Here is a 15,425-nt window from a genome sequence, read left to right on the forward strand (position 1 = left end):
CATTAATATGTCTCGTTTACTTCTAATAATTGCATCTGTAATCTTTGCCTACCTACCCTACGCTGTAGGCCAAACCTTCGTCAATCAGATCGAGGGCACCCCGCTTACCGTACAGGAGGTTTTTACCGTACAGGATGTGTTACTGGAGGGCCCGGATGCGCATCAGTCGGAACCACCATCAATCGATAATCGGATTGTTTTTGAGGTATTACGTAACGGTCAAGATCCCGTAGAGGTTGGCGCTTACACGATAACTATTGAGGTCCGGTTCTGGAAAATTGGGGATGCATACCACAATTCAGCCACGCGATCGAAAATCTACGAACTTACCGTAGATGCCAACAGTGCGGGCGGTAAAACACCGCTGTTGGCTCCTGCATTTCAGGACAGCCGGCGGATGGAGATTGAGATCCGAAATCTTACCTTTAATGGTGATCCAACCCTACCGCAACCCTCACCCCGGATGCGCCTTATGGGCGAAGTTTCCATCCCCCCCGTACCGTGCGGTCTGGATGTAACTGCCATTCCCCAGGAAACGTTTTTTACCAACTCGCCTTACCCGGACAGCGTAGCCATGGTAAGCTTTATTGATTGTGCCGATGAGTACGACTTTGAATATACTTTCTATGACTCCGACAGCCGGGAGGGCCAACTTCTTAGTTCGCCCGGCGGCACAACTTTAACGCTGGATGATCTCTTCCGAAATAATGCTACTCGCCTTACTTCTACCTCGCAATTTTTCCGGATATTTGGACTTTACCGTGAAGGTTATGTTATTGGCAGATATCGCGGAGTCAGCTACGAAAATGGCCTGCGCATATATACCCCCTGGAGCAGCTATGGAAAGCAGGCGTGGGAAGGCACAACATTAAACCCGGCCATCATTGAGGTAGGACACCAGTCGGAATATAACTGGAAGGCCACAACGAACTTTGCCGAGGATGCAAAACAGTTACCGGCGGTTAGCTATCTAGATGGCACCATGCGCGGCAGGCAAAATCTAGTGCTGCAGTACGGGGAAACGAATGGACCGCCGGATCCTAGAACGGAATTCGTGATAGGACAACAAACAATCTACGACGCTATGGGACGTCCGGCTGTTTCCGTGCTGCCGGCCCCGATATATCCGGAACGTACGGCTGATCATCCACTGAAGTTTGATGAGTCCGTTCTGGCCCGTCCCCTTGGAGAACCCGAGCAAGGCCCGTACCGTGTTTACGGCAAGCAGGAGGTAGAATCGACGGAAGAATGCAGTGCCGAACCGATGAGTCCTTACGCCGGTGCTGGCCGGTTCTACAGCCGAGAAAATGACCGTATAGATAGTACGAACGCATTCGTTCCGAATGGTGAGGGGTACCCCTTTGCGGTTACCCGCTATACGCCAGACAATACGGGACGCGTGCGGACACAGGGTGGGGTGGGGCCTCGGCTTCAAGTTGGCGAACACGATACACGCTACTTTTACGGCAAGCCCAACCAGTGGGAACTAGACCGTTTGTTCGGAGTGAACGTAGGTAGAGCCAGCCACTACCAAAAGACGATGGTCATAGACCCTAACGGACAGGCTACCGTAAGTTATTTGGATGCTAAAGGACGGACAGTTGCCACCGCTCTGGCTGGGCAATCGCCCCCTAACCTGATCCCCATCAAACAAGTTCAGGCTGGCTTCGGCTTCACCGTCGATGCCTCCGACACTACCGGCAGAACCTTTATTTTCAATAATACTTCCCTTGCCGCAACATCCTATAAATGGAAATTTGCGGAGTTAGACTCTACTACGGAGCAAAGCCCTGTGTATACCTTTCCGGAAACCGGAACCTATGTAGTCTGCCTTACGGCTACGGACAGCGAGGGTTTGGTCTCAGATCAAACGTGTCAGTACGTAAGGGCTACCCCCCAACCGCGGATGGTACGGGACACCATCATTTTGCAACCCGGTCTTAACCTCGTAGGACTGGATGTAGCCCCCCGTGATGCCCGGCCAGCTTCGGTCTTTGCCTCCGTAATTGCCGATAATAATCTTCTTTACGTGCAGGGGCGAGACACTTTAGGTGGACTTGAGCTATACATCCCCGAGATCAGCGAGGAGGACAACGTACTCAAAGCTCTTCAGGTAGGCCGGGGGTACATGGTCGGTGTTGAGCAGCTCGACACCTTAGTAGTGGAAGGTATCGCAGTCGATACTACCTTTCGACCAACATTGTACCCCGGGGTCAACTTACTGACTTACTTACCGCGCTTACGAACGACTCCCGCTGATTTTCTATCCTTCTTGACTCCCGGCACGCTCGAGTTTGCCCGCGGATATGCGGGGCGCTTCTATACTTACCGGCCTAATCTAGATCCTGCGGGTCAACCGTTCCTACCCACCAATGGTCAAGCCTACGAAATTGTCGTCACCGAACGCGTCCCCGGCCAGACCTGGACGGATCCCTATACTGAGGAGTATTTTGACAGCATCGGTGCCAACGAGGGGTTTGAATTGTACGATGTGGGCATTGACACTACCGCACTGAATCGCAGTATTTTGAGTATCCAAGATGAGAATGATTATACGCTTGGTGGCCCGTCAGAATCCGCCCCACCTCTAACAGGCAATGCGGTTGAAGTAAGCATACTAAATAATGTACGCTACGGCGATCGCGTCGAATCTAGCTTTAGTCTACTCGTTGCGGCTAACGGTTATTACGATATTTGTTACGCCTTAGAGGAGGCTGAATCCTATAGCGAATGCTGTTCAACCCCCGAGGACTGTTTTGACTGTTACTACGACATTACGGTGGAAATTTCAGCCAGCAGCCTATGCTCCGATGAGGTGAGCGGGTTTACGAGCTTGCCCGTCGTGTTTCAAAGGAATAGTGTACGTTCAAGTGGTGACTACTCCGGTGATTGCTTTGCCGGTAGCGAGCTTGACATGAGTAATCTCTTGCTGGGGGTAGGTGAATACCACATCACCAAATCGGTCCGCTTAAGTGAAAGCCGGATTGATTCCGCCCGGCAAAAATTCTTAGCGGATGGCTCCTGTGTGCAAGCGAGCGAGGAATTCACCGCGGCCTATATCGCCCAGATCGATACTAGTGGATGCTATGAATGTGATTGTAGTCTTCCCGCCGGTATGCAACCGGATAGCTGCGCGGACTTCTGCACCTACCTTTCACCCTGTGACGTTCTGCTTATACAAATGCGGAGTGATGTTCAGCCGACCGGTCAGTACGCTCGCTACGTAGTTCAAACCAACAGTTTGGGAGATGTGCTGGGTTACACGGCAGACCCCAACAGCCCCCTATCAATTTTTACAACTGATCCAGCAACTTCAAAACCATTTTTTGCCGGGCTGGATTGGGACGGTGAAACCGTCTTGGTTGACGGGGACAACCTGATGGTAGAAAATCTTACCGTCCAGCAATTTGTAGAAAACTTCGATACCGCTTGGGTTGGGGTGCTGCTTGAGTATCATCCAGAGCGCGGGCTCCTGGACTTCTGCCAAGAGCGCGTTGATTTTACTAATCAATCTTCCCTGGTTTCAAGTTATGCATTCGATGATCTGCTCAGGGGAATACACACTTATCAATCGGCCAGTTCCGCGCTTGGATTTTCCTCGTCTGCTTCCCTCATGTCTTCAGCTGACATCAAATCAGCATTGGATCGATTAGTGGCAAACGATGCATTTTTCGTACCTAATACTAATAGTAGTTTGGAGTCGGAATTTAAAGCTGCGCTGTACGGACATACTGGTGCGCCGCAGAACAACTTGGATAATATACTGCCGCGTCAACTCAATGCCCTGTTTTCCTCCGATCCCACCGGACAAAATAATTGGGTATGGCCCACGACCGATCCCGCACAGGCCTACCAGCGGGACATTGCCTGGCAAATGTTACGCGACTTGTACCTAAGCCGAAAAAGCACCTTCATCGAACAGCAGCAGTATGCCTACGGACAGAACAACTCTACTGCGATACACGGAACCAAATGGCAGTGTCTAGACCAACCCGCGTGCCAGGGTTTTCCCTGTAGCACACCCAGCGGATGCTCCGCTGCCGATCAGGATATCTACGGTCAGTATACCGCCCGGGTTGTTTTTACCACGCAAACCGAGGTAGTGCAAGCCGGGGTTCCCAGCAGCGTAGATCAGCTCCTAAACGAAGAACCCTATATTGGTCTACAAGGGCAGTTAAGGAAAACGGAGAACGAACGCTGTGAGAGCGCGTGTGCGGATTACGTACCGATTTGGCAAGAACAGCTCCGTGGCTGTTCGGGCATCGATTCAACCGATATACCAATCATCATCGATGAGTTGCTGGCTATTTGTGCTACCGGTTGTGGATCTGGGACCGGGGGGCAACCGCGCGCGGTATCCTCCGTTCCGGAAGGCATTCCTTCCCCAGGTGCTTACCGAACTTTTGTGGAGGTAGTAACCGCATACTTCAATGATTCGGTTTGCATCACAGGTGATTGCAACCCCTATTTGATTTCGACGCCGGCCCCATCAGAGTACGATGAATACGCCGGCACGTTAACCATTGGGTCGGCGCAGGTACCCATGTGGCTCTCGCTAAACCGTACGTTTCTGGAGTCCCGGTGGGACTACCTACTGGAAGATTGTGCTTGCTCCGAGTGTGAAGCTCCCTCGGTAAGTACAACCTATCTGTCGACGGATCAGATAGCTGCCATGGCGGCGCTCAATCGCATGCCGGTCTCTCGCCTCGAGCAGACGCTCTCAGTCATCAGTGATTTTATTGAAGGACAAACTGCCGGTCTCTTCCCGACGCAGGATCTGGTGATTCCGGCAGAATTTAATCCCGCTGGCCGCTTCTGTGCCACGCGCGATGAGTTGCTGCAGGAACTGGGCAGTTCGCCCAGCGCGGTCTGTGGTGGTGATAGTGTTGACGTAGCGGCCCTCCAGGCTCAGCAACTCAACGCTGCCTTTGGCTGGTCCCGCACCTGGGTGGACTACGCTCGGCTGATTGATTCTTCGCAAACCTGTTTGATCTGCGCTGATCCGGCCGCCGAAATCCCCCCTCTGTCTGCACCGGTGGATGATTGTCGGCAGGAACTGCTGACCCGCGCCGAAGAAGAGGCCGGCTTTTACTACACCCAGTACACGGCTGCTCTGGTCGACAGCTTCGAACTTGCCCTGCGCCGGCAGTGCCTGGAGGGCATCACGGACAAGCTACGGATGCGGTACGTGCCCTATACCTACCACTATACCCTTTACTACTACGACCAGGCCGGCAACCTGGCCCTGACGGTACCGCCCCACGGAGTTGCCCCGCTGATGGATCCCGCCAATGATTCCGTAGCGGTGAGCCAGTACCGGGCAGCGATTACCGAGAGCCTTCCCCCAAGCGGGGCTTTAACTACGATACTACCGCAGCACCAACTACTGACACATTATCGATACAACAGTTTCAATGAGGTAACGCTCAGCGATGCTCCCGATCGGGACGTAGCGGAAACCTGGTACGATGCGCTGGGCCGGCCGGTGCTGAGCCGCGACGGCCGGCAGGATTCGCTGGAACGGGCCAGCTATACCCTTTATGACAATTTAGGGCGCCCGGTAGAAGTGGGTGAATTGGCTGGAGTAACTGCTACTACCTTATCCGAACGTGTGGGCTCGGCTCGTTCCGGAGGGTTGTCCGCTTTCTTTGGTGGAGCGGCGCGCTACGGGGTCACGCGAACCTACTACACCGAAAGCCCCCTGACGAGTCTACCCGTAGCTACCCAGGAACTTACGCTCCGTAACCGCGTGGCGGCAACCACCTACGCAGAACAGCTTTCCCCGTCTCAGGGGGCGGATGACGACTATGCGTTTGCCAGCCACTACGGCTACGACATCGCCGGAAATGTCTCCCAGCTTATACAGGAATTCGTGGAGCTGGAGGACCTGGCGCAGCGCTTTAAGACACTGGAGTATACCTACGATCTGATCTCCGGCAACGTGCACTATCTGCACTACCAGCGCGGGCAAGCCGACCAGTTCAGCTACTACTATACCTACGACAAGCTGAACCGCCTGAGTGAGGCCTTCAGCAGCGAAATTGAGACCAACTACACCGGAAGCAACCTGTGGAAGCGGGAGGCGGCCTATCAGTACTACGACCACGGCCCGCTGCGCAGAACCGTATTGGGACAAGACCGACTTCAGGGATTGGACTACGCCTATACGCTACAGGGTTGGATAAAGGGGTTGAACGGTTCGCTGGGTGATGACTACCAGGAAACTAGCCGCCAGGATATGAACATGGACGGCTTCCGAAACGAACCCGGTTACGTACTGGACTGGGTAGATAATCGGGACATTTACCGCTGGGCTAACCAGTACTTTCACGGGGACTATGAGCCGATCGGGGGAGGGCTCTACTCGCCCTTCGATGCCGATCTGCCGCCGGACCATGAGCTATTCAACGGAAATATCGTTCGTCACTATAAATCGACGGTGGTGGATAGTTTCCGTACCGCGGCCCTCGTCGGCGAGTACGATCAGCTCAACCGTGTGCGCTACGGCAATCAGGTGTTTTACGGTCAGGAAACGCGACCGGAAGAGATTGTCTCCCCCGCCTACGCCCACCTACTAAAGGCGGTGGAGGCGCCGGCGTACGATGGGGCCGGGAACGTTCGCTACCTGGATCGCTGGTACCGGGCCGGGGACGGCAGCGGCACCGTCAGTGGAGCGCACAATCGCTTGAACTACGGTTACCGGCCGGGTACTAACCTACTTACCTCCGTGCAGGCCAGTCGGGCCGGCAGTGCTCCAACCGAAACGTACCAGCCCTTCCCGTTCCTGGACGGGGAGTACGCTTACGCTTACGATCGTAGCGGCAATCTGGTCCAGGAAATCAACCCCGACCAGCAGAGTCGCATCGACTGGAACGCCTACGGTAAGGTAACGGAGGTTGCCATCACGCCCGGCGAGCAGAACACTGAGGGAGCAGGTTCCCTTACCCGCTTTGCCTACGGTCCGGATCAGCAGCGGTGGGTGAAGTGGCGCTTTACCGGCCAGGACGGTGGAGTAGGGGAGCCGGAAAACGCTACGACTACCTACTACGTACGCGACGCGCAGGGGTCGGTTCTGAGCACGTACGCCCGTGAGCAAGCCTACAATACTGCAAGTGGGAATTACACCGATGTGAACCCGTTCACGCTAGCGACGAATTACCTCTATGGCTCGTCGCGCCTGGGGGAAGTCGTGCGCAATTTACCGCTGACACAGGGCAATACGCCAGCCGATGCCTTCGGCCTGCGCCGGTACGAACTGACCAACCACCTTGGCAACGTCGTAAGCACGTTTGGCGAGGAGGTGGTTGACTATACTGACATTACGGACCGGACGTACCGAGTACCGGCCGTGGTGAGTCACCGGGACTATTTTGCCTTTGGAATGGAGCTGAACCGACAGGGGGAAGCCAATCACGCCGGCCAGGGTAGCGCAAGGCTGCAACTGGACGACTACCGTTACGCGTTCAACGGAAAAGAAATCGATAGCGACGGGGAGTGGGGCAGCGGTACCACCGCCTACGACTACGGGTTTAGGATCTATAATCCTCAACTAGGTCGGTTCCTGAGCGTGGACCCCTTGAGTCCGGACTATCCGGAACTGACGCCGTATCAATTTGCTAGTAATACACCAATTGCTGCCATAGATGTAGATGGGTTGGAGATGCAATGGATCAATGACATAGTTGATTGGTTCAAGTCGGCACTTGATAACAAAAAGAAATCATGGGAAGACCGAATTGCGCATGGTACCCGCAGAGCTAAGAGTGGATATGAAGGAAGCAACCACGCTATAAATAACAGCTTGCCGCTATCGCAGGACTTTAAGGATCTTCTACATTCAGTTGAGTTTAACTCAGGAGTAGCTGAGATAATGGGAGTTCATCTTGAGCCTACACGCGAGGTAATCGGGCTAATGCATTCTTCGGCTTCAGTTATGAACAGCATGTTTGATGCAGCGATAGCCGCTGATGAAGGGGAGTATGCTTCGATGAGTGCTTCTTTGGTATTCATTCCTCTTGATGTTATGACATTTGGAAAGGGGTCAAAGGCTTTTAGTTTTGCAGGCGATAAAATAGCAGGTCAGATCGGCCGAAATGCAGATGAAATCGCTGGAACTTTCAAAGCTGAGAGTAGTGATTATGCCGTTGAGTTTCTCGGTAACGTTGATCTAAAAGATGGCGTTATGACTGTATCAGAGTTAGCTATATATCCGGTTGGAGCAGTTGCTAATGAAGCGAAGAATGAAGTCGGGACTAGGAACGTGGTCAGCTTGCTTCGAACACTTGAAGAATATGCAAGAAAAGAGGGGGCTTCAGAGTTAAGGATCACCGGTACGAGAGTAGCCAATAGCTCTTCAGCGAACCCTGGTCACACCGCTGACATTGTACGTAAATTGGATTAGCCAGTAGCTATGTTTGATATTGGAAAATATATAGTGGTGTTTGAAAGGGCTTTTCAAGCGTCAGATGACGATATGCATTCTGCTTTGGCTGCATTGAAGGCTGAAGGTGCTACGGCAGTAACCGCAGTCCTTGTGTTAAAACGGTACCTGGATTTATCGACACAAGAGGCCGATGACGCCGTACTGCAATCCCGATTATGGGATAGCGATGGAGCACTCATTTTACGTAAGAGTTTTAATAGCCTTCTTGAAGAAGAATAGAATTTATTAATTGCTATTACTAAGTGGATAATAACTACCAAGGCAGGGATGTTTGCTGCGACGGATTTGTTTCACTTCTTACTAATGCGGACGACCGTGGATTTTCTGTTATTATTGGAAAAAATGATGTAGATAAGAAGTATGAATTAGAATTCAAATCTTTATTAGAAACCGATATGAATAAATTTGTCCCGCTCGTAAGAAACAGTGCTGAAGTAACAAACGCGGGCTTAACTAACGTGAGTTTATCTGGCAGAATACGAATTAACTTTTGTCCATTTTGTGGGAATAGATTGTGCTAATTTAGTTCGCGCCCAGTGATGTGCGGTAACGAGGCTGCCCTACACCTACCACTATACCCTTTACTACTACGACCAGGCCAGCAACCTCGCCCTGACGGTACCTCCCCACGGAGTTGCCCCGCTAATGGATCCCGCCAATGATTCCGTAGCGGTGAGCCAGTACCGGGCAGCGATTACCGAGAGCCTACCCCCAAGCAGGGCTTTAACTACGATACTACCGCAGCACTAACTACTGACCCATTATCAATACAACAGTTTCAATGAGGTAACGCTTAGTGATGCTCCCGATCGCGACGTAGCGGAAACCTGGTACGATGCGCTGGGCCGGCCGGTGCTGAGCCGCGACGGCCGGCAGGATTCACTGGAGCGGGCCAGCTATACCCTTTACGAAGATTTGGGGCGCCCAGTAGAAGTGGGTGAATTGGCTGGAGTAACTGCTAATACCTTATCCGAACGTGTGGACTCTGTTCGTTCGGGAGGGTTGTCCTTTTTCTTTGGTGGAGCGGTGCGCTACGGGGTAATCCGAACCTACTACACCGAATGCCTCCTGACGAGTCTACCCGTAGCTATCCAGGAGCTTACGCTACGTAACCGGGTGGCGGCAAACACCTACGCAGAACAGCTTTCCCCGGGTCAGGGGGCGGATGACGACTATGCGTTTGCCAGCCACTACGGCTACGACATCGCCGGAAATGTATCCCAACTGATCCAGGAATTCGTGGAGCTGGTATACCTTGCGCAGCGCTTAAAAAGTTGGAATAAACCTACGATTTGATCTCCGGCAACGTGCACTATCTCCACTACCAGCGCGGGCAAGCCGACCAGTTCAGCTATTATTATAGCTACGATAGACTGGACTATAATAACTCGACAAAATTTTCCTGAAAAATTATTGCTTGAACAACGGGATTAACCAAAATATGTATATCTTGCAAAAAGGCTAATTGCCTAGTTCTAACACTCACCTACACTCATATGAACCGCATTTCCTGTGTGGCTTGCCTATTTATTGCTATCCTGCTTTCTTTTAATAAGGTACAAGCGCAAATTGATCTTCCCCAGTACACCGGCATATATGTCACTTTTAAAGATTTACCGGCGGTACTACAAACGAAGCCAGCGTACTCCCAATTACTCAATCAGATTTCCAATAAATTTGAAACTGATTCGACAGTTGTCGCCTTCCCTAGGGCAAAAGGGGGTATTCTTAGAAAAACGAATAGAATCCACCTACGCAATCCCAAGATTTATCCTCTACTCCAGTCGCTATTAGAGTCGAACCCCTTAGTTGAATCCACCGAACTAATAGGGAATAACGTGGTCGCTACTACATCCTTGATTCGGAATCCATCGGGGAAACAGGAATCAAGTGCATTGCCTCCGACTCCTGAATGCGGCAGTCCATACTCTTATAACGATCCTGGAGCTATATCAACTAACCATATTGATTATATGCAGCTCCCTTGCGCTTGGTCTCTAACTCAGGGTTCACCAGCCATATCCATAGGTGTTGTAGACAACTATTTTCATCCCACTCATCCGGACTTAAGTGGAAAGATTGACGGCGTTTACGGAAACACATTTTTGGGTAGTGATAATCACGGAACTGCCGTAGCTGGTGGCGCGGCTGGCATCGTGAACAACAATCTGTGCGTCGCTGGAGCGGGATTCAATTCACACGTTAATCTTTATGGCTGGGCTCCAGGTATTGTAGAGCAAATGTTACAGGCACACTACGACGGTAATCCGATTATCACCGTTAGTGTATCTAATACAAGTTGGTTAAACGGCAGCAAAATAGCAAGGGAAGCGGCTCTAGAAATCACTCGGGGTGGTTCGTTAATAACTTTTGCTGTAAACGGTGCTAATGGTACACCATTCGTAGACATTCCTGGAGTTATAATGGTAGGTCAGGGATGGGAAGATGGGGCCTATAAACCCTACAACTATGGCATTGAAGATATTGGTATGGAGATAATTGTACCAATACTCAACTCATCTAGATTACAGGACCCAAATGGACAAGTATGCGCTATCGGACCCGCAAATTCATCTATGGCGGCACCGCACGTGGCAGGAGTTGCGGCATTGATGCTAGATATAAATCCCTGTCTTACACCTATGGAAATTGAGGATCTTCTGACAGCAGAATCAAATACTAATAGCATCAGAAACGCCAACGATCCAAACTGGGCACACCTGCTTGATGGCGTAGGATATATGAATGCCTACAAAGCGGTGATCGCAGCTCAAAATTACACATCGCCCCCGAAATTTACCGTTTATGGTGGCCAGTCTGTCGTTATTGACCAAAAATTACACGCAAGTTATAAAACTATTGAGATAAAAACTGGTGGCATGTTGACGATCACGAACAGCTTTCTTTCTATGCATGAAGAAGGAAGAATAGTCGTGAACAGGGGGGCAAAACTTTTGGTTCGTAATTCAACAATTACTCGAGTAAAAAATCCTTATTGCACTGCGGATCCTCGATGGAAAGGGATTTTTGTGGCCGGCAATAACAAGCGTGAGCAACCTAATATGTACTATTCAAACGGTACGCTTAATGCAAATAAATCTTTGTCTTCGTTGGATGCAGGTGTTGCAATGCTTCTTGAAGGCACAACTATATCACACGCAACGCAAGGTCTTTCGACTGAAATTCCAGCGATTCCTTATGCCGACCAAGTAGCAAGATGGGGGGGGTTGTATATTGCTGACCGTGCAAAGTTCATCGATAATTGGAAGGCAGTCGCGTTTATGAAGTATCCTGATCCATCCGGAAACTATTCTTTTATAAATAAAAGTAAGTTTACTGATTGCTATTTCGTAAACACCGACATCAATGATTTGATCTTGGGAGGGGCTGGGATCACCGTCTGGGATAATGACGGAATAGAGATTTCTGGATGTGTATTTGAAAATTTACGCCTTGGAGCATATGGAGGTTTGGACGCGGGAGTATCTTTTTTAGGAGGAAACACTTTTATACTTGACCAATACAAATCGGGCCACAAACATATCGAAGCGAAAAGCACCTCCCCCTTTGCTACTTATTTAAAAATAGGAAGTTCATCAGGCGGTATGCTTCCCAACAGGTTTATATCTACGGTGTCCGGCGATAACTTCATTTACTCCGATGCGACTGATGGAGGAGAAGGAGGTATAATTATCGATAACAATGAATTTCTCACATCCAATGGAAACAGGGCGGTTGACCCTATAAAATTACTTGGTCCTTCCCGTTACACTATAGAAAACAATTTATTCGAAACAGGTGAACCATCCATATACGTTTATAAAACCGGCCAAAATCAATATACTGGTAGAAACGTCATAAGTTGTAATACATTTTACCTTCAAAAAAGGGGCATTTACTACGCAAATGACAACAATGGGTCTATTTTCCGGAACAACGCCTTTAATACTTCTGTTTCAGCGCATTACGATGTGAGGGTTTATGGCAAAGTGGATCAATACCAAGGTAGTTATACCAATCCTGCTAACAATTGCTTTAGCGAAAGCAACAAAGACATAGAAACATCGTATGCAACTGAACCCTTTTATTACTACTATAATAATTCCCCCATCTGCCAAGTGCCATCAACACAAACCGGATTCACAGCTATTTCCACTTCATACAATAGTGACTACTGTAATCAGCAAACATCAGAAAATATGGAAGATATAAGCATAGCGGTCGACATAGCAGAGATACATGACCAGCTTGCTTGGCTTAATAAAAGTTCGGGAAAAGAATCCGATCATAGATATCTATTATCGAAACAGATATCATATACTTTAGATTCAGCATCCCATAATATTAAGAATCCGACAGACTTAGATAAGCTTGTTAATAAAATCATTCAAATGAATGATCCAGATATTTTGATTCGGGGATATGGCCTTTTAGTCAAATACGGGAAATACAACGAGGCTACAAAGCTTTTGCACACCTTAGAATCTTTCACAGAGTTCCTTCACTTCACTAAAGTGCAAAAGATAAATCTCTCCCGTTTGACAGCAGTTCAGAATACACAACTTTTCCAATTCTCATTATCAGATCGCCGCACTTTAGGTGCGGCCGTTAATGATTCCAGAGCTGCAAGTTATGCACGAGCGCTTCTATATTTGTCTGGAGATACCTCAATCTACAACGAAAAAGGCACGAATAATAGGGCGGAGCTTGAAATGCGCATGCCAACTGGAGCCAATACCTCAGATGGCTATAAATTGTATCCCAATCCCTCTTCTGAGTCTGTTTTTGTCGAATTTACCAACCCTGATTCACGCCCAGTTTCATTAAAGGTATTTGATTCTGCAGGTAAGCAGATCGGATCGTACTCCTCAGTTTATAACGGGCAGCAAATTCCGATTGATCATTTATATCCTGGGGTTTTCGTTTTTCAATTTATTAATGGCGGGACCACTGTTAATCGTCGACTAGTGGTCCAGCGATAGTTCACAGAATTGTTTTGGCAAATATCCAGCCCGTATTAAAAAGATAAGCGTCTGTGCAACCGCATCTAGTTTTCTCAACTGCGTGCTGTGACCTTTGCCACAAAAAGCAATGAAGAACAAAGACAGCCACATGTATGCTTTACTGGACCGGCAAGCCACCTCGGGAAAGAAGATCAAAGACCTCTGTGCCGACGCAGTCCTCAGCTACGCCATTTTGTACTACTCGCGGCGGCGTGCCTCTGCCACCCCATCAACCACATTGCAAGCAAGCGATGGTTTCATCACGCTCAAGTGCTCGACGCCTCAGCTACAACCGCCGCTACGCTCACCGTTGAACTGCCCGGCGGTCTCCAGTTGGAGCTGATTGGTAATAACCTGGACCAGCTCGCCGATTTACTTGCCCGCTTGGAATGCCGCTATGCCGAGTTTTAACACCCGCTAACGTTACTTTCTCTACCGCGGCGCCACCAACATGCGTAAAGGGTTTAACGGTTTAAGCGGCTGGTCGTCGCCACATCTGGCAGAATGAGGTCCTGAGTGGCAATATCTTCCTCTTTTAGAATACGCGATGCGACCGCATCAAACTCCTGGTCTGGGCCAGTGATTTCTGGGTGATCTGGTACAAGGTGCTGGAGCGAGAAACCTTCGAGCCGCCCCAAGTCACGGGGAATAGTGCGGAGCTATCCATTACCAACCTACAGTTGCTACTGGCCGGCATTGAGATAAAAGTAAGCGTCCGAGCAAGTGCATCTTTATTGGACGAATCAGAGAATAGAGCTTTGCCAGCAAAAGTAATGATGGATAAAGCCAACCGTATGATCAGCCTGGTGGATCGGCAAGCTACCTCAGGCAAGTCAATCAAGGATTTTTGCGCGGACGAAGGGATCAGCTACGCGACCTTTCACTACTGGCGCCGTAAGTCCAGGCCTCGCCCGGACTCCGCCCCGGTCGGTGAGGGCTTTGTGAGCCTACGCTGTCCGCTGTCCGCGGCCCTGGAAGTCAGCCTGCCGGGCGGCTTACGCCTGTCGTTCGCGGACACCAACCCGGAGCACCTCGTCGAGTTGTTGGAGCGCCTGGACCGTCGCTATGCTGGGTTTTAGCGCCCGCCAACGGTAATTCCTGTACCGGGGAGCCACCGATATGCGCAAAGGGTTCAACGGGCTGAGCGGACTGGTACGCCACTACCTGAAGCAGGGTACACTACTCAGCGGAGATGTCTTCATTTTCCTGAACAAGCGCCGCGACCGCATCAAGCTGCTAGTCTGGGATCGCGACGGCTGGGTGGTCTGGTATAAGGTGCTGGAACGGGGAACCTTTGAGTTGCCCCGGGCTGAGGGCGACAGTTTGGAGCTCTCCTTTACCGATCTGCAACTGCTGCTGGCGGGCATCGAAATCACCTCCGTCAAACGGCGACCACGAAGTAGCAGCGCAGGTAAAAAGGTACGCTTCCGCGGCCTGATCCAGGGCGGTTTTTCGTATTTTGTGCTCCGTGGAAGCCATGGTATTCCAGGTGGAATACGACGAGTTGGCGGGTAGGTATAACGCCCTGCGCCACGAGTTCGACCAGCTGAGGAAGATGATCTTCTCCGCCAAGTCGGAGCGGTTCGTTGGCACCCAGGTTGCGCCCGAACAAATGGCCCTGTGGGATCAGCCGGCTGAAGCCGACGGAGAGGCCGCCGTCACCCAGCGGATAGCTTACCAGCGCAAACGTAAACCGTCCCACCCAGGCCGCAATCCGCTGCCGGATGGCCTGCCCGTGGAGGAGATCGTTCTGGAACCGGAGGGACAGGACACCGAAGGGCTGGCGTGCATCGGCCAGGAAGTTACCGATACGCTCGACTATCGTCCGGCTAAGTTGGTCATCATCCGGCGCATCCGGCCGAAGTACGCCCGGGAGGAAGCCGACGGCTCCACGACGGTAATCATCGCCGACTTACCCAGCCGACCGATCGATAAAGGCATCCCGGAACCGGGGCTGCTGGCGGAGATCTGCGTGGCCA

At 50.8% G+C, this 15,425-nt stretch carries 8 protein-coding genes and 1 pseudogene; all 9 read left to right on the plus strand.

What is annotated here, in order from left to right:
* The first annotated feature begins 7 nt into the window (after positions 1 to 7).
* Positions 8 to 8,401, plus strand: coding sequence for an RHS repeat-associated core domain-containing protein (locus tag DRW39_RS20150; RefSeq protein WP_116108896.1), 8,394 nt, complete (start codon positions 8 to 10; stop codon positions 8,399 to 8,401).
* Between the two features lie 9 nt (positions 8,402 to 8,410).
* On the plus strand, positions 8,411 to 8,662 hold the full coding sequence (locus DRW39_RS20155; RefSeq protein ID WP_116108897.1) for a hypothetical protein: 252 nt from the start codon (positions 8,411 to 8,413) through the stop codon (positions 8,660 to 8,662).
* Between the two features lie 759 nt (positions 8,663 to 9,421).
* The gene (locus tag DRW39_RS20160) at positions 9,422 to 9,739 is read left to right on the plus strand and encodes a hypothetical protein (protein ID WP_157976260.1); all 318 of its coding nucleotides are present in this window, start codon (positions 9,422 to 9,424) and stop codon (positions 9,737 to 9,739) included.
* Positions 9,740 to 9,939: 200 nt separating this feature from the next.
* Complete coding sequence (locus tag DRW39_RS20165) at positions 9,940 to 13,425, plus strand: S8 family serine peptidase (protein ID WP_116108899.1); 3,486 nt, start codon at positions 9,940 to 9,942, stop codon at positions 13,423 to 13,425.
* Between the two features lie 291 nt (positions 13,426 to 13,716).
* Complete coding sequence (locus DRW39_RS22390) at positions 13,717 to 13,857, plus strand: hypothetical protein (RefSeq protein WP_157976261.1); 141 nt, start codon at positions 13,717 to 13,719, stop codon at positions 13,855 to 13,857.
* 140 nt (positions 13,858 to 13,997) lie between these two features.
* Positions 13,998 to 14,141, plus strand: a pseudogene (gene tnpB / locus DRW39_RS22960) (IS66 family insertion sequence element accessory protein TnpB); the annotation flags it as partial.
* 81 nt (positions 14,142 to 14,222) lie between these two features.
* The gene (gene tnpA, locus DRW39_RS22715; protein WP_232830206.1) at positions 14,223 to 14,525 is read left to right on the plus strand and encodes an IS66 family insertion sequence element accessory protein TnpA; all 303 of its coding nucleotides are present in this window, start codon (positions 14,223 to 14,225) and stop codon (positions 14,523 to 14,525) included.
* Positions 14,526 to 14,544: 19 nt separating this feature from the next.
* Positions 14,545 to 14,961 (plus strand): IS66 family insertion sequence element accessory protein TnpB, encoded by a 417-nt coding sequence (gene tnpB / locus DRW39_RS20175; RefSeq protein ID WP_255419268.1) that lies wholly within the window; start codon positions 14,545 to 14,547, stop codon positions 14,959 to 14,961.
* Positions 14,924 to 15,425, plus strand: a 502-nt coding sequence (locus DRW39_RS20180) for an IS66 family transposase zinc-finger binding domain-containing protein (protein WP_410503606.1), incomplete at its 3' end; no start/stop codon positions are given. The genes tnpB (DRW39_RS20175) and DRW39_RS20180, both read left to right, overlap by 38 nt.

The sequence above is a fragment of the Lewinella sp. IMCC34191 genome, from assembly GCF_003390935.1.
Lineage (GTDB): Bacteria > Bacteroidota > Bacteroidia > Chitinophagales > Saprospiraceae > Neolewinella.